The 15,625-nt window shown below is 60.3% G+C and carries 13 protein-coding genes; 7 read left to right on the top strand and 6 right to left on the bottom strand.

The genetic code is table 11. From position 1 onward, the window contains the following. The 3 genes from HFL01S_RS17540 to HFL01S_RS17530 form a co-directional block, all read left to right on the top strand. Positions 1–714, top strand: a 714-nt coding sequence (locus HFL01S_RS17540; protein ID WP_157538934.1) for a DUF3732 domain-containing protein, incomplete at its 5' end; no start/stop codon positions are given. Between the two features lie 24 nt (positions 715–738). Next, positions 739–1,413: a TauD/TfdA dioxygenase family protein gene (locus HFL01S_RS24765; protein WP_084383449.1), complete on the top strand. Its 675-nt coding sequence runs from the start codon at positions 739–741 to the stop codon at positions 1,411–1,413. Then, on the top strand, positions 1,410–2,402 hold the full coding sequence (locus tag HFL01S_RS17530) for a hypothetical protein (RefSeq protein WP_066260928.1): 993 nt from the start codon (positions 1,410–1,412) through the stop codon (positions 2,400–2,402). Before HFL01S_RS24765 ends, HFL01S_RS17530 begins: the two co-directional genes overlap by 4 nt. Positions 2,403–2,568: 166 nt before the next feature. Here the strand turns inward: HFL01S_RS17530 and HFL01S_RS17525 are convergent, their stop codons facing one another. From HFL01S_RS17525 to HFL01S_RS17515, 3 genes are all read right to left on the bottom strand, one after another. Beyond that, positions 2,569–3,783 (bottom strand): tyrosine-type recombinase/integrase, encoded by a 1,215-nt coding sequence (locus HFL01S_RS17525; RefSeq protein ID WP_066260954.1) that lies wholly within the window; start codon positions 3,781–3,783, stop codon positions 2,569–2,571. A gap of 384 nt (positions 3,784–4,167) precedes the next feature. After that, the gene (locus HFL01S_RS17520; protein ID WP_169802350.1) at positions 4,168–5,031 is read right to left on the bottom strand and encodes a reverse transcriptase family protein; all 864 of its coding nucleotides are present in this window, start codon (positions 5,029–5,031) and stop codon (positions 4,168–4,170) included. Next, complete coding sequence (locus HFL01S_RS17515) at positions 5,021–5,326, bottom strand: helix-turn-helix transcriptional regulator (protein WP_066260952.1); 306 nt, start codon at positions 5,324–5,326, stop codon at positions 5,021–5,023. Before HFL01S_RS17515 ends, HFL01S_RS17520 begins: the two co-directional genes overlap by 11 nt. A 573-nt stretch (positions 5,327–5,899) precedes the next feature. Between HFL01S_RS17515 and HFL01S_RS17510 the strand changes: the two genes are divergently transcribed. Further along, positions 5,900–10,879, top strand: coding sequence for a DEAD/DEAH box helicase (locus HFL01S_RS17510; RefSeq protein ID WP_066260925.1), 4,980 nt, complete (start codon positions 5,900–5,902; stop codon positions 10,877–10,879). Positions 10,880–10,978: 99 nt separating this feature from the next. On the opposite strand, the gene HFL01S_RS17505 is transcribed toward HFL01S_RS17510, so the two are convergent. Next, positions 10,979–11,308 (bottom strand): hypothetical protein, encoded by a 330-nt coding sequence (locus HFL01S_RS17505; RefSeq protein ID WP_066260923.1) that lies wholly within the window; start codon positions 11,306–11,308, stop codon positions 10,979–10,981. A 113-nt stretch (positions 11,309–11,421) separates the two neighbouring features. Further along, positions 11,422–11,958 (bottom strand): RadC family protein, encoded by a 537-nt coding sequence (gene radC, locus HFL01S_RS17500; protein ID WP_066260919.1) that lies wholly within the window; start codon positions 11,956–11,958, stop codon positions 11,422–11,424. Between the two features lie 631 nt (positions 11,959–12,589). On the opposite strand from radC, the gene HFL01S_RS17495 reads away from it, so the two are divergent. The 3 genes from HFL01S_RS17495 to HFL01S_RS17485 are packed head-to-tail and all read left to right on the top strand — an operon-like array spanning position 12,590 to position 15,329. Then, a complete protein-coding gene (locus tag HFL01S_RS17495) occupies positions 12,590–13,228 on the top strand; it encodes a hypothetical protein (protein ID WP_066260917.1) in 639 nt (212 codons plus the stop codon). Next, positions 13,228–14,970, top strand: a complete 1,743-nt coding sequence (locus tag HFL01S_RS17490) for a DNA polymerase (protein ID WP_066260915.1) — start codon at positions 13,228–13,230, stop codon at positions 14,968–14,970. Before HFL01S_RS17495 ends, HFL01S_RS17490 begins: the two co-directional genes overlap by 1 nt. Beyond that, positions 14,967–15,329 carry a hypothetical protein gene (locus HFL01S_RS17485; RefSeq protein WP_066260914.1) on the top strand — a complete coding sequence of 121 codons (363 nt, stop codon included), beginning with the start codon at positions 14,967–14,969 and terminating at the stop codon, positions 15,327–15,329. The genes HFL01S_RS17490 and HFL01S_RS17485 overlap by 4 nt, the downstream gene beginning before the upstream one ends. 55 nt (positions 15,330–15,384) lie before the next feature. Here HFL01S_RS17485 and HFL01S_RS17480 read toward each other — a convergent pair whose 3' ends face one another. Next, positions 15,385–15,597 (bottom strand): hypothetical protein, encoded by a 213-nt coding sequence (locus tag HFL01S_RS17480; RefSeq protein WP_066260913.1) that lies wholly within the window; start codon positions 15,595–15,597, stop codon positions 15,385–15,387. Positions 15,598–15,625 lie beyond the last annotated feature (28 nt).

Genomic DNA, 15,625 nt, shown 5'->3' with positions numbered 1-15,625 from the left:
GCAGCGCAAGAGGACGCCAACGCGCGCGCTCTGAGGGTTCAAGGCCGAGTCAGCTTCTACCTCGACAGCTTGAATCCAAGCAATGCCATTAGCGTGCTGAAGCTCAAAGTCGAGCGGCTGCAGGCGAAGCTCGACCAGATTAACCAGAGCGCGGGCGCCGACGACGATGCAGACGCGCGTATGGAATCGGTCATTACCCACATCTCTAGCACCATGACCTCGTTGGTGAAGGAGTTCAAGGCGTTCTTCTCTGAGTTTCCGTTCCGGCTGGATATGCGCAACCTGACCGTGGTGGTGCAGCGTCCCGGCAATCCAGTTCCGATGATTCGCACCGGCGGTGGCGCGAACTGGCTGGCCTATCACATCTCGGCTCTGCTGGCCCTGCACCACTACGCATCGGAAAACCACATCCCTATTCCTCGCTTCCTGATGCTGGACCAGCCGACGCAGGTCTATTTCCCCTCGCAGACCATTTATGAATCGGTGGCGGGGGATACGGAGAAGGTCAAGCGCGTAGACGCCGACCTGGAGGCCGCCAAGAAACTGTTTGAGACGCTGCTGAACTACACGAAAGAGTTGGTCCCGGGCTTCCAACTCATCGTCACCGAACATGCCAACTTCGCGGAAGATTGGTTCCAGGATGCCCTGGTCGAAAAGCCCTGGATGAATCCGCCGGCGCTGGTGCCGCAAGACTGGCCAAGTTGGAACAAATAAGGCGACGACGTGAGAACTGGTCCGATGGAACAAGTTCTTCCACCCGCCAAGCTGGCAGCTCTGCAAAGCCACGGATGGACCAGCGTAAACAGCGCCGCTGCCGACGCCGAAAGCTTCAAGCGCCACTTACTGACGTTGGCAGCGACGCTCGGCACAGCCACGCGGACACGAAGGCGTAGTGTTGTCGACGAGCTCGTGCCAGTTTCTCAGCGCGAGGCACAACCGCGCTCGCTCAGCCGAACCACTGGAACCGGAGCTCAGCCGTGGCACATGGACATGGCGCACCGTCCGGTCCCTGCCCGGTACCTAGTGCTCGGGATGCTGGAATGTTCCAGCGGCACCGCTGCAACCGAGCTGCTAGGCGCTGACCTGCTTCTGCCTGATGGGCTCAACGAGGCGGCCAGCACGGAGCCGTTTCTCGTGCGGACTGGCGCGAAATCGTTCTACGCAACAATTAAAGGCAAGGGCCAGCCATTCCTTCGCCTTGACCCTGGCTGCATGGAAGGCGCCACGGAGCGAGCAAGGAGATTGATGACCCTGCTTGTTGACCTGTGCGTGCCGCCGACATACGTTCATCGCTGGACGCCTGGCAGCATCCTGGTGCTGGATAACTGGAAGGTCTTTCACCGCCGTGCGGATGCCCGCGACGACCCCACGCGCTCGTTGTTCAGGATTACCATTTTGGGAGATAGCTCATGACGATGGCCAATATGGATCTCTTTAAGGTTGGCAAAGCACAACGCGGTCGCACTGTGCCAACCGCGATTTCGCATCAAGCGCTGCTGGACAAGTCCAAGCTTTTTGCGAAGCGCAGCATTGACGCGAAGGAGACAAGCCTCGAGAGCGAGTGCCAGCTTTGGGCCGCCGGCGCGCTGGAACTTCTGGCCAAAGCGCAGTTGGCAAGCATCCACCCTTGTCTTGTGGTCGAGCCACACAACCCCAACAGCATGCTCGAAGCGTGCGGAGTTTCAACCACGACGAAGGTCCGCACCATCGATGCATCGGTTGCCTATGTTCGTTTGATTCACACGGTTGACAACTTCACGACGCCTGTCATGGAAGGTTGTAGGCAGTTGGCAAACCGAAGGAATGCAGAACTGCATTCAGGCGATGCTGCATGTGCCGCGATGCCATACGACGGCTGGGAAGGAGATTTCTGGAACGCGGCTGACTTGATTCTCCAAAGCATGGACATGGACCTCCAGGAGTGGCTGGGCGCGGATGCCAAGGCGCCCAAGGCTCTCCTGAAAGCTCATCGCCATGCCGAAGTCCGCGCCGCGAAACAGCGGGTGAAGCACCATGCATCCCAGTTCAAGGAGTCAGAGCACGGGAAACTTGGGCGTGACAAGCTCAAGGCCTTCCTGGCCGCGACACACAACCTTCCGATTAACACCGACCTCTTCCGCTACGTGTACTCGGAATACTGGAGGGCCGACTGCCCCGCGTGCAAGAGTTGCGGATTCGTCGCTGGCGACCTGAGCTGGGAGGATAGGGCGGAGGATCAAGACGATGCCGACTACGGCGACGAAATCATCGAGCGTGGATACACAGCAACGGAGTTTCACTGCCCGACCTGCGGCTTGGCATTAATTGGAGACATTGCCATCCATGCTGCCGGCATCGACGAGGAACACGTCAAAGTCAGCGTCGAGGAAATCAGCTACGAGCCAGAGTACGGCAACGACTAGCGCGCTCGCCCGAGACTCCGACGCCGGTCAACTAAGGCTTTGAACGACCGCTCGAGGGCTTCGAGTCCTGCAAAGCGAAGGACCGTAACCGCTGCAGACCGGTCTGTGAGTTCCGGAGGTTGATGGCACGCCGAGCGGTCCTGCAGAACATCCCGCGCGGGCTCTTCTAGGCTCTCTTTCCCCTGAAAGGGATCACATCACCGGCCACGCATGCATCGAGATAGTCGCTCCAAGCCTGCATCATCTGGGCGCGTGGTTGCAGGTACATCGCGTGGTTGTACGAAGCGCTGACCTGGTTTCGTTCCTGGTGCGCCAGCTGCAGTTCGATGTGTTCGTGTGGCCAGCCCTGTTCGTGCAGCAGGGTGGAGGCAATGCCCCTGAACCCATGGCCGGTCATGCGTCCTGCGTAGCCCATGCGATCCAGGGCTCCCAAGATGGTGTTGTTGCTCATGGACTTCTGGTGGTCGCGCTCACCGGGGAAGAGCAGGGGACTGTGCCCGGTCAAGGTATGCAGACTTCGAAGCAGGGTCACTGCCTGGGCGGACAGCGGCACCACATGCGGCGTTTTCATCTTCATTCGCGAGGCAGGTATGTCCCAGCGCCCGCCGTCGAGATCAAACTCCTCCCAGCGTGCGCCGATCAGTTCGCTGGTGCGCACGAAGGTCATGGCCATGAGCTTGATGGCCACGCGGGTGACGGTGCTGCCGTTGTAGACCTCGATCTTGCGCAGTAACTCGGGCAGTTCCTTGCCGTCCAGCCTGGCGTAGTTCTCCTTTTTGCGCGATGCCAAAACATCGCTCGGTCGTATGTCGACTGCCGGGTTGCGTTTTGCCAAGCCGTGGGCGATGGCGTAACGAAAGATCTGGGAGCAGGTCTGCAACGAGCGTTTGGCGATATCGAGGGCTCCGCGTTTTTCAATGGACTTCATCATGGCGACCAGTTCGGGCGCCTCGATTTCCGCGATGGGCCGTTTTCCAATGGCCGGGAAAACGTCGGCGTCCAGGCGTCGCCATACGTACACCGCGTGGCTGTCGCTGCGCGCGGCCTTCCAGCTTTCCCACCATTTCTGTGCAACGGTCGCAAAGGTGTCTTCGACGGCCAGACGGCGGGCGATCTTGTCGGACTTGCGGGCGGCCATCGGGTCAACACCCGTTGCCAGAAGCTTCCTGGCCGAATCCGCTTTGTCCCTGGCCTGCGCGAGTGAAACATCCGGGTAAATGCCCAAGGCCATGAGCTTTTGTTTGCCCTCATGGCGATAGGCCCAGCGCCACAACTTGGAGCCTTGAGGCGTGACGTGCAACTGCAGGCCGCGTCCGTCAGACAGCTTGAAAGCCGACTCCCGTGGCTTGCTGGACTTGATGGCGATGTCGGTCAGGGCCATGTTCACCCCCGTTGGTAGCGGAAATACCAACAAGGCACCTCCTGCGTACCACCAACAATACCAACAGAAACCCTTGGATGGCAAGAACCGTTACGGGACGTCCGGAAACAAAAAAGCCCCGGAACACTAGGTAAACCGGGGCTTTCAGGTGTCTTTGGGAGACGTTTTGGGACGCTCTGAGACAAATCACTGGCGGAGAGGGCGGGAGACTGTGGTTGAGGAAAAATATCTATAAAAATCAACCACCTATTAAAGCGGCGTCGAACCTCAGTGTACCACCCAAGTGTCTCGATGTGAATGCCTGTCTGGGATCCCCATCGCGGCTGATGAGGGCGGTCGGTTACCAGCTTGTACGTGCATCTGTAGTGCACCTGGATTGATCAGCTAGCGTCTGTCGTGCTTCTCAATCGTTGCTGCATTTGTCAGCTGTCCCGCAAGTCGATTCTGGAGTCCTTCGAAGACCACCAGGTCGTCACAGGCTGCTAGTTCCTGGCGGGTCGTTCGGATCTTTAGGTGCTGACTGTTGGGCAAGAGCATCTTGCCGTCGCGCAACACCGCGCCGGTGACGGGCTTGGCTTGGCTTGCCGCGTAGGCACGTGACTTCTTACGTTTGGTAGTGCGGCCGTGCTTGTGGATGATCTGTCGTGCCCGCCACAAGAGCTTAGAGCTTGCTCCGCTGCCGGAGATCGTGATGTCATCGGCAAACACGGTCATGACGAGTCCATTCGAAGCAGCGAGCTGGTGAAGCTCGTCAAACATGTCCTTGGCACACCAAAAGGCAACAAACCCGCTGAGTGAGCTGCCAGTCGGGAGAAATCCGTTGAAGCAGCAGACATCTGCAAGCATCCGCGATACGTCGCTTGCGCAGTGGAAATGCCGCTGGAACATTCGGGTCACCATGGCATGCGTGGTGCCTGGGTAGAACTCCTTGATGTCGGTCTTCAGCAGTTCGGGCTGGTGACGGTGTGCCCCTGCGTTGTCCAGATGGGAGCGCCCCCGTTTCGAGTAGAGGTAGGAAGGCGTTTCGATGCGAGCCAGCAGTGCTGCGATGCGTCGATGGATTCTGTCGAGGGCGCCACGAGGAGCCTGGATCTCTCGCCCATTGTCATTTGGGAACACTCTGTAGGTGTCAGCTTTGCTGGCCTCAAGCGCCACTTGCAAGGGGGACTGCAACGCCTGTTCGAGCTGCCCCAGACCCTTCAGTGCGAAAAGGGGGGACTGATTGATGGGGTACAGCTTACGCGCCACGCCCCACCGCCTCGCCTTCATCGATCCATTCGAGCAGCTTGAGGATCTTCTGGGATGCAGAGAACCGAATGCGATCACTCGGCTTGTCCGCGTCAATGCGCTCCGAGAAGAGCAGGATGGATGAAACCGGGATGCTGAACACGGTGGCGTACTTTCCCAGCAGCTCCATGCTTGCCGTCTTCGACCCTTTCTCGATCTCCGAGAGGTACGTGTTCGAAATCTCCAGCCGGTCTGCCAGTTGCTGCTGGGTTAGACGGTGGTAGGAGCGAAGAAGCTTGAGGGCGCGATGCAGCATGGTGACCAAATATGTTTGAAAAGAGAGGGCGCCGACTAGCGGAACCAGTCGTACACGCGTGCAACCAGGCTTACCACGTTCATTGCGAACATCGCCACCCTCAAGGTGACGGGGCGCCGCAAGGCACGTTTCAACCACTTCGTCGGCGACTGCTGTTTGGGAGGCTTCTTTTTCACCATTTGTTTGGTCCTCAGTTAACCCCCGGGCGGATTCCCAGGGGTGTCGTCTAACTGATAAGAGCAAACAGCAGTACTACCCTCTACCTACTTTCCAAAGGGCTGTTCCGGGAGTCGTCCCGGAACAGCCCTCGCACGGCGGACGGGGCACGATCCCCACATGAGCCGGCGAGCGGCAGACACCTTTCGGCGTCCACAGGGCTTTCGCCCCACCTACATCACGACATCTCTGTAGGCCTCCGAGGGAGAATTTAGCGAATCCGCTGCGTCGTGTCAAGAAAAAACTTCGCTATTAGCGAAGTTTTTTTGGTGCAAGTTTGCGTGTGTGACCACACGGCGGCGGCGCGCTGAAAGTTGGCGAGAATCGACGCTGCTGATACACAACCAAAAAGCAGACATGACGCACCTCCAGGGCTTGCTAGATACCTTCCGCAACGCATCTGTCACCGAGCGGGAAAAGGGCACCTACTTTGAAGAGCTGATCCTCAGCTACCTTCGCAACGAAGCCACCTATCGCGACCTCTACAGCGACGTGTGGACCTACGCACAGTGGGCGGAGCGACAGGGTCTGGACAAGCGTGACGCTGGCATAGACCTGGTGGCCCAGACGCGGGGGACGGGCGAGTACCACGCCATCCAGTGCAAGCTGTACGCGGCCGACTACCGCCTGCAGAAGGGCGACATTGACAGCTTTTTCACCGCGTCGGGCAAGAAGCCCTTTGCGCACCGAATCATCGTGAGCACGTGCCTCCACTGGAGCGAGCACGCAGAAGACGCGCTTCGCGACCAGCAGCCACCGGTCAGCAAGATCGACCTGAACGACCTGGAAAACAGCCAGATTGACTGGTCTCAGTACCAGCCAAAGGCCGGGGTGACGGTCATCCGGCCCAAAAAGCAGCTGAGACCGCACCAGCAAAATGCTCTGGCCTCGACGTTGCAGGGCTTCCAGTCCGCGGACCGGGGCAAGCTGATCATGGCGTGCGGAACTGGCAAGACCTTTACCAGCCTGAAGATCGCCGAGGCCCAGGCCGGTCAAGGGAAACGGGTGCTCTTCCTGGTGCCCAGCTTGTCGCTCCTGTCGCAGACCCTGACCGAGTGGACTCAGGAGAGCGAGGTCCCCTTGCACAGCTTTGCGGTCTGTTCAGACAGTGACGTCGGGAAGAAGCGTAAGAAGGACGATGACACGGTCCAAACCTTCACTCACGAGCTGCGCTACCCGGCCACCACTGAACCTGCACGACTGGCCATCGAGATGGCCAAGCGGCACGAAGCCGACCACATGAGCGTGGTTTTCAGCACCTATCACTCCATCGACGTGATTGCTCGGGCGCAGGCTGAGCATGGCTTGCCGCCATTTGACCTGGTCGTATGCGACGAGGCACACCGCACCACGGGTGCCACCTTTGGTGACGATGACGAAAGCGCCTTCGTACGTGTGCATGACAGCGACTACATTCGAGCAGCCAAGCGCCTGTACATGACGGCGACGCCGCGCATCTACGGCGATACAGCCAAGGCAAGCGCTGAGCGGGACAACGTAGCCCTGTGCTCCATGGATAACGAAGCGCTCTACGGGCCAGAGTTGTTCGTGATCACCTTCTCCGAGGCGGTCAAGCGCGGGCTGCTGGTGGACTACAAGGTCATTGTCCTGTCTGTGGAAGAGACCCACGTCAGCCGTCGCCTGCAGGCTCTGCTGGCCGATGAAAACAACCAGCTCAAGGTAGACGACGCGGCCAAGATCATTGGCTGCTGGAAAGCGCTGGCCAAACAAGGGTTGGCGGAAGAGCTGAACGGCGACCCAGAAGCCATGAAGCGGGCTGTGGCGTTCTGCCAGGTCATCGAGGTCAGCAAAGGGGCCAAGACCCACAAGGTCAGTTCCAAGAACATCGCTGGCATGTTCCAGGCCGTGGTGGAGGCCTATCAGGCCAGTGAAACCGAGGAGGACGCTGCGACGTTGGCCTGCGAAGCCGAACACGTCGATGGCGGCATGAACGCCAGCGAGAAAGAGGCCAAACTGAACTGGCTGAAGGCTGAGCCACCCGAGGACACCTGCCGCATCCTCAGCAACGTGCGCTGCCTCTCAGAAGGCGTCGATGTTCCGGCGTTGGACGCGGTGCTTTTCCTGACCCCACGCAACTCCCAGGTGGATGTCGTGCAGTCGGTCGGTAGGGTGATGCGCAATGCTCAAGGCAAGAAGCGCGGCTACGTGATTCTGCCGGTGGTGATTCCAGCGGGTGTGGAGCCGCACGATGCGCTGAACGACAACAAGACCTACGCCGTGGTGTGGCAGGTGCTGCAGGCGCTGCGCTCCCACGATGACCGGTTCGATGCAATGGTGAACAAGCTGGACCTGATCGGTCGGGATACAACCAAGATGGAAGTCGTGGCCATCACTGACAAGATCCAGAAAAAGGCCACACAGCCGAAAGCGGACGCGAATGGTAAAAAGCCGGCCAGCAACCGCAAGGCGGGTAAAGGCGGCTTCACTATCGGCACCGGAGAGGACAAGCGAATCCCCACTGCCGCCCAGGAAGACCTGGAGTTCGAAATCGGGGAGATCGAAAAGGCCATCTACGCCAAGCTGGTGCAAAAAGTGGGCAACCGCCACCACTGGGAGGACTGGGCCAACGACATTGCCCGTATTGCCCGAACCCACATCGCGCGGATCACGGCCATCGTTGAAGACCCGACCAACTCGAAAGAGCGCGAGGCATTCAAACGCTTTGCCAGCGAGCTGAGGGATGACCTGAACGGCAGCATCACCGACGAAGAAATCATCGAGATGCTTGCCCAGCACTTGATCACCAAACCGGTGTTCGATGCGCTGTTTGCCGACTACAGCTTCGCTGAACACAACCCCATGAGTCGGGCGATGCAGGGCGTTCTGGACGCCTTGCAGGCACATCGACTGGACAAAGAAGCGGACACTCTGCAAGCGTTCTATGACAGTGTGAAGCTTCGCGCCGAGGGCATCGAGAGTGCAACGGGCAAACAGAAGATCGTTGTCGAGCTGTACGACAAGTTCTTCCGCAACGCCTTTCCCAAGATGACCGAGCGGCTCGGCATTGTGTACACGCCTGTGGAGGTGGTGGACTTCATCGTGCACAGCATCAACGACCTGCTCCAGAGTGAGTTCGGGGCGATGGTGGCCGACGAGAACATCCACATCATCGACCCGTTCACCGGCACGGGCACCTTTGTAACGAGGCTGCTGCAAAGTGGCTTGATTCCGCTGGACAAGCTGCCCCGCAAGTACCGACACGAGATTCATGCCAACGAACTGGTCCTGCTGGCGTACTACATCGCAGCGATCAACATCGAGGCGGTCTATCACAGCCTCGTTGGTGGGCCATACGTGCCCTTCGAAGGTATCTGCCTGACCGACACCTTCCAGATGTACGAGAAGGAAGACCTTGTAGACGCTGTCCTGGTGGACAACAGTGCAAGGCGCCGTCGGCAAAAGAAGCTGCCCATCAGGGTGATCTTCGGGAACCCGCCGTACTCGGTCGGGCAGGAGGATGCCAACGACAACAACCAGAACGTAGCGTATCCGCACCTCGACGCCAGGATCCGGGACACCTACGCGGAACGCTCGGCGTCCAACAACAAGAACTCGCTCTACAACAGCTACATCCGTGCCATTCGCTGGGCCAGTGACCGGGTCGGGTCCAGTGGCATCGTCGGCTTCGTGACCAACGGGGGGTACTTGGACGCAACATCGGCCGACGGCATGCGGCGATGTCTTGCATCTGAGTTCTCCTCCATGTACGTGTTCAACCTGCGTGGCGACGCAAGTAAGTCCGGAGAGCAGCGCCGCAAGGAAAAAGACAACGTGTTCGGCAGCGGCAGCCGATCCCCCATTGCCATAGCCCTTCTGGTCAAGAACCCGAAAGCCGCCCAGACCGGTCAAATTTACTACCACGACATCGGCGACTACTTAACCCGAGAAGACAAGCTCGCGAAGATCAGCGCCTATGGCAGTGTGGGCGGTATCACGGCCGAAAACGGCTGGCAAACCATCACTCCCGACGATCATGGCGACTGGCTCAAGCAGCGGGATACCGGGTTCAGTCAGTTTTTGGCCATTGGTGACAAGAGCGGTGGCACAGAGCCCGTTCTGTTCGCCAACTACTCGTCTGGCGTCAAGACGCAGCGCGATGTCTGGTGCTTCAACGCGTCCAAAACAACTGTCGCCTCGAACATGGAGCGCATGATTGACTTCTACAACGCGGAAGTCGCTCGGTTCAACGTTGCTCATCCAACAGCGAACAAGAACGAGCGGGAGGAGCTAGCCGACAGCTTTGCAAACAGCGACCCGAAGTTGATCAGTTGGACACGGGCACTCAAGAACGATTTCGTCAAGGCCAAGCAGTTCGAATATGACCCTGCTTGCCTGACAGACAGTGTGTACCGCCCGTTTACGAAGCAGTGGCTGTACTTCAACCGACGGTTCAACGAGATGGTGTACCAGATGCCCCGCATCTTCCCATCCTTGGACACGGAAAACCGGATGATCGTGATCAAGCAGCGGTGGAGTGGCGACGGCCACTTGGCGCTGATGGTGGACCGGGTGATTGAGCTGCAAACCGACGGCGGAACGCAGTGCTTTCCTCTCTACCTGTATGACCTAGATGAGGCCTCCGTTGACGAAGGAACTGGGCAGGTGGAGCAATCCGAACTGTTCCACGATGACGCTGGGCGTCCGATGGAACCCCTCACCGCGCAACGGGCGATGCCCAAATACAAGCGTCGCGACGCGATTACCGACGACGGCTTGGCACATTTTTCGAACGCCTATCCAGGGGAGGTCATCTCGAAGGACGACCTTTTTTACTACGTTTACGGCCTACTGCACTCGCCCGACTTCCGCGAACGCTACGCCGATAACCTGGGCAAAGAGCTACCGCGCATCCCGTGCGTCAAGAGCGCTGCGGACTTCTGGGCCTTCAGCCACGCTGGCCGCAAGCTGGCCGATCTGCACGTTCACTATGAAAAGGCGCAGCCTTACCCGGCCTCGGTTACCGGAGACACGGGGGGATTGACGGCGACACAGTACCGCGTGGAGAAGATGCGGTACGGCAAAAAGGGCAAGGACAAAGACCTGACCACCATCCACTACAACAAGTTGATCACTGTGAGTGGCATTCCGTTGGAGGCCTACGACTACGTGGTCAACGGGAAAGCGGCGATTGAGTGGGTGATGGAGCGTCAGTGCGTGAAGACCGACAAGGACAGCGGCATCGTCAACGACGCGAATGACTGGGCTGTGGAGACCATGGACAACCCACGGTACCCGCTGGAACTGCTGCTTCGTGTCGTGACGGTCAGTGTCGAAACGGTTCGCCTGGTCAAGTCGCTCCCGCCGCTCGACATCTGATGGGACTGCCGGACTGCCGGGCTGTCTCGCCGAGGCAGTCTTGTGGTTACAAACGCAGAAGGCCTCCCGAGGGAGGCCTTCTGCTGGGCTCAGAGGTCGTCAGGTCATGCAAACCTCGTATTTTTCGGCCAGCTCGCAGCAATCAGCGTCGAAGTCGGGCTGCACCCTGATGCCTTGCTCGTCAAAAACAGCGAACTCGAAGCAACTCGTGTCCTCGATGGGAACCTCGAGGTGGTAGGCGCCCAGTGCGGCGGCAGCGGCGATGCCCATAGGCAGGTGTCGAGGGACCCAGAAGTCAAAGGTGCCCAGCGCATCTTGGTCTTCTTCCGAAAGGTCTTCGAAATTCTCCCAAGTAGTCACTTCTACGTACATCGTCATGAAGTCTTTTTCAAGGTCGGCTCGGGTCTGATAAGTGGGGCTGTGGTTCATGGCTGACAGATTGATGATGGCGAGATTGCCGCTTCAGGGTAGACAGGTGTTTTAAATTTGCTTCTCGTCGGCAGCTGTCGCCGGATCTGGAAGCGGGCCCGCAGGCCCCACACTCACACAAGGCCGCGCTCGGCCATCGACTGGATTGAGTGCGCCGTGACGATGAAGTGGTCGAGCACCCGGACGTCCACCAGTGCCGTCGCCGCCTTGAGCGTCTGCGTCAGTGCCTCGTCCGCCCTCGACGGTTCCGGTGTCCCCGATGGGTGGTTGTGCACGAGCAGCAGCGCGCTGCTGTTACGCGACATGGCGTCCCGTACCACCTCCCGGGGGTAGACCGACGTCTGACTGACCGTGCCCCGGAACATCTCGACGTAGTCGATGACCCGATTCTGGGAGTCCAGATGGACCACCGCGAACACCTCGTGCGGCAGTTGCCCGAGCCGGGTGCGCAGGAAGTCTTTGACTACTGCGGGCGACGACATCACGTCGTTGCCGCGCAGCTGGGAGGCCAGCAGCCGCTGCGCCGCCAGCAGGATTTCTTCCGTCTCAGCTGGGCGGTACTGGCCAGCAAGATCCCGGACGAGGAAGCCACCCGCGCCAGCGGGGGAAGACAGAAGAGAGTCGAGGGACGAGAACAGGTCGTGCTGCATCAAAAGCTCCAGAAGCCGGGCGGGATTGCCCGGGACCGGAAGGGGCACATCGCAGCGGAGCAGGCACAGGTTCGCAGACGGCCAATTGGCCGCTAGCGCACGAAGGGTGCGCAGACCTTGCCGGCGAGAACGGTGTGACAGCATGGAGGGACCAGCAAGCCAACCCACCACCACACCTGCCTGCGTGAAATGGGCAAGCGCAGCGCGCAGGCCGTGGGCTTGCCCATGGCCGGAGGCGTGAGGGATTGAAGCCGTACGGCCGCGACTCGGGACGAGGTGTGGGGCGGAGCCCGCAAAGCCCGGCGGCGGCAGCCGGCACGCCCTGGACCCCCTGTGTCTTGTAGGGAGACTTCTTAATTAGATGGAGCAGGTGCGGCGTGCCCCAGCACCCTGGTGCGTGCGAACACGACAGGTGCAAACCCTCACGAGTTGCTGTCGGCGCCACGGTGATCGTGCGCGGCTGAATGTAAAGAGTTTGTAAAGACGCCTGGGGGAATAAAAAGATCGGGGGTGACGGTTCTAGACGAAGAACCAGAGGCTGCGGACGCACACATCAACAGTCCCGCGCCGATGGGTTCACCCCAGTGATGCCTGTCACTGGTTCTTTGTCTCTCTCCTGATTGGAACCCTCATGGCTCAAAAATCCGCCAAAACTGAAGCCCCTACCGCTACCCACGACCTGACCCAGGCACCGTATCCGACCGATGCAAGCGCCCCTGGGGCCTCGCTCGACCTGACAGCTCTCCGCCTGCCGCAGAACTTCGGCGCCTCGGCTGGCGTTAAGAAGCTCACCACCACCGTGCCCGTGCGCAAGCCCGGCAACCAAACGTTCGTGCGCGTCCATCCCGGCGCTGACTGGTCGATGGCTGCGCTCATCCTGCAGCTCAAGGAAGACGGCGAGTGCTACTTCGTGATGCCGACCCTGGCTGCCGACCTCGCACAGGAGGTGCGCGCCAAGCAGCTGTACACGTACGTCGGCCGCGACGGCAACGTCGCACTGTGGCCTGTGAACCTGCCCGGCGACGACGGCCGCCTGGACCAGTGGTCGCAGTCCGCCCACTCCGCCGCCGACATTGCGAAGAACAGCTGGGTGCGCCTGGTCGCAAACCGCCACGTGGGCGCATACGACGTGTACGAGGCGCCGAACGTGTCGGACGAACCCGACTGGCCTGAGCTGAGCTTCCGCGAGGTGCTGAACCTGGCGTTCAAGGACCGGCTCATCACGTCGCTTGACCATCCCATCGTGAAGCGTCTGCGCGGGGAGATTTGATGCGCATCGACGCCTACACCGAGGTGTGGGTCGTCGATTTTGAGTTTCGGGCTGCTCCTGGTGAGCGGCCCGATCCTGTTTGTCTCGTCGCATACGAGGTGAACAGCGGTCGTGAAATCCGCCTCTGGGAGGATGAACTCAAAACCGGGCCATGCCCATATCCAACCAGCCCCGACAGCCTTGTCGTGGCTTACTACGCTTCCGCTGAAATGGGGTGCCATCTGGCGCTTGACTGGCCCCTGCCAGCGAACGTGCTCGACCTATACGCCGAGTTCCGCGTCGAGACCAACGGCAAGACGCTCCCAGTCAGCAATGGCCTGCTCGGAGCACTTGAGTACTACGGCCACAGTGGCATCAGCGCCCTGGAAAAGGACGCCATGCGCGACCTGATTCTGCGGGGTGGTGCGTACAGCGAAGCTGAGCGCCAAGCCATACTGGACTACTGCGCTTCCGACGTGACCGCCACCACCCAGCTGCTCGGCTCCATGCAGGGGTTCATCTTCGAACACCCCCGTCTGGGTCAGGCACTGCTGCGTGGTAGGTACACAAAGGCCGTTGCGCACATCGAGTTCGATGGCATTCCAGTTGATGGCGAACTCCTTGCCAAGTTGCGCGAGCACTGGAGTAGCCTGCAAGACCGTCTGATTGCCAAGGTGGATGACCAGTACCACGTCTACGACGGCCGGACGTTCAAGCAAGCAAGGTTCGCCGCCTACCTGCAGGCCCATGGCATCGCCTGGCCAACGCTGGCGTCCGGCCGGCTGGCGCTGGACGACGACACCTTCAGCGAGCAGTGCAAGTCGCACCCGCATCTTCGCCCCCTTAAGGACCTGCGCCAGGCGCTAGGTCAGCTGCGCCTGAGCGAACTGGCCGTCGGCCAGGACAACCGCAACCGGGCCATGATGTCGATGTTCCGGGCACGAACGGGCCGCAACCAGCCGTCGAACTCGAAGTTCGTCTTCGGTCTGTCCGCTTGGCTGCGGGGTCTCATCAGACCGGCGCCGGGCCACGGCTTGGCCTACGTGGACTGGAGCCAGCAGGAGTTCGGTATCGCCGCCGCCCTGTCCGGCGACGAGAAGATGAAAGCAGCGTACCTGTCGGGCGACCCATACCTCGCGTTCGCCAAGCAAGCTGGAGCTGTCCCGCCTGATGCGACGAAGGCGACCCACGGCCCGCAGCGCGACCAGTTCAAGGCCTGCGTGCTGGCTGTCCAGTACGGAATGCAGGAGGAAAGCCTGGCGCGCCGCATCCAGCAGCCGCCCGTCTTCGCCAGGGAACTGCTCAGGATGCACCGTCGCACCTACGCAAAATTTTGGGCGTGGTCCGACGGCGTGCTCGACCACGCATTGACCCAGCGAAAGCTGTGGACCGTGTTCGGCTGGATGCTGCACGTTGATGATCGGCCAAACGGCCGGTCACTCAGGAACTTCCCGATGCAGGGCAACGGCGCGGAAATGCTGCGCCTGGCCTGCTGCCTCGCCACCGAGGCGGGAATCAAGGTCGTCGCACCTGTCCACGACGCTGTGCTGATTGAAGCGCCGCTGGAGCAACTGGAAGCCGACACCGAGCGCATGCAGTCGCTGATGCGGCAGGCCAGCGCCCAGCTGCTGGGCGGCTTTGAGCTGCGCTCGGACGCGAAGCTGATTCGCGCCCCGGAGCGCTTCTGCGACGAGCGCGGCACCGTCATGTGGGAAACGGTCCAGGACTTGCTGAGCGAGCTGGAAGGGGAGACCGCTCAATGACGCTGCAAGCCGCACCCGTCGAAGAGCGCCGCCACGCGTGGTCCGCTGTCAAGGGCGGATACACGCCAGCACCGGAGAGGTCGGCAGGCTTCATCAAGGGGCCACTGCCGTTGGGCTGGATGCAGCAAGCGGCAAAGATGCCTGGCAAGACCCTCCAGGTTGGCCTCACGCTCTGGTATCTGTCTGGACTGCAGAAGTCCAGGACCGTCAAGCTCGCAAGCAAGCCGCTGGCGGCGATGGGGGTGTCTCGCGATGCGAAGTACGAGGCGCTGGAGCGTCTGCGGTTGGCCGGGCTGATTGCTGTTGAACAGCAACCGGGTAGCGCGCCCACCGTCACCCTGTTGGAGGACGACGACTGAAACACATGACGGAAGTAAAAGGAGGGGCATCAGCCCCTCTTTTTTCGTCTGCGCGTCACATGTGATCGTGCCCGTCGAAGCCGCCACCGAAGTCCATCGATCCGCTGCTCTGATGGATGTCTTGCCCGAAGAGACTGCCACCGACGTCAATGCCGCCGATACTGTTGTCGACCATGGGCAGGCCGGTGCTCGGATTGATCACAGGGGCGCTTTGTTCATGGTTCGCTGTGCTGGAAAAGCAGTCGCACAGCCAGGTCCAGAGGTTCATGGAAGTTCCTTCGTCGGTGTTGATGGTG

This window comes from Hydrogenophaga flava NBRC 102514 (genome assembly GCF_001571145.1).
In the GTDB taxonomy this organism is placed as follows: domain Bacteria; phylum Pseudomonadota; class Gammaproteobacteria; order Burkholderiales; family Burkholderiaceae_C; genus Hydrogenophaga; species Hydrogenophaga flava.
This window is presented reverse-complemented; position numbering and strand designations above follow the sequence as displayed.

Bases quoted from the DNA above. Each gene is read 5' to 3' on its own strand.
- HFL01S_RS24765 (WP_084383449.1), top strand. From the start codon at position 739: ATGGAACAAGTTCTTCCACCCGCCAAGCTGGCAGCTCTGCAAAGCCAC.
- HFL01S_RS17485 (WP_066260914.1), top strand. From the start codon at position 14,967: ATGACGCTGCAAGCCGCACCCGTCGAAGAGCGCCGCCACGCGTGGTCC.
- radC (WP_066260919.1), bottom strand. From the start codon at position 11,958: ATGCAGCACGACCTGTTCTCGTCCCTCGACTCTCTTCTGTCTTCCCCC.
- HFL01S_RS17490 (WP_066260915.1), top strand. From the start codon at position 13,228: ATGCGCATCGACGCCTACACCGAGGTGTGGGTCGTCGATTTTGAGTTT.
- HFL01S_RS17505 (WP_066260923.1), bottom strand. From the start codon at position 11,308: ATGAACCACAGCCCCACTTATCAGACCCGAGCCGACCTTGAAAAAGAC.
- HFL01S_RS17515 (WP_066260952.1), bottom strand. From the start codon at position 5,326: ATGCTGCATCGCGCCCTCAAGCTTCTTCGCTCCTACCACCGTCTAACC.
- HFL01S_RS17530 (WP_066260928.1), top strand. From the start codon at position 1,410: ATGACGATGGCCAATATGGATCTCTTTAAGGTTGGCAAAGCACAACGC.
- HFL01S_RS17495 (WP_066260917.1), top strand. From the start codon at position 12,590: ATGGCTCAAAAATCCGCCAAAACTGAAGCCCCTACCGCTACCCACGAC.
- HFL01S_RS17480 (WP_066260913.1), bottom strand. From the start codon at position 15,597: ATGAACCTCTGGACCTGGCTGTGCGACTGCTTTTCCAGCACAGCGAAC.
- HFL01S_RS17510 (WP_066260925.1), top strand. From the start codon at position 5,900: ATGACGCACCTCCAGGGCTTGCTAGATACCTTCCGCAACGCATCTGTC.
- HFL01S_RS17525 (WP_066260954.1), bottom strand. From the start codon at position 3,783: ATGGCCCTGACCGACATCGCCATCAAGTCCAGCAAGCCACGGGAGTCG.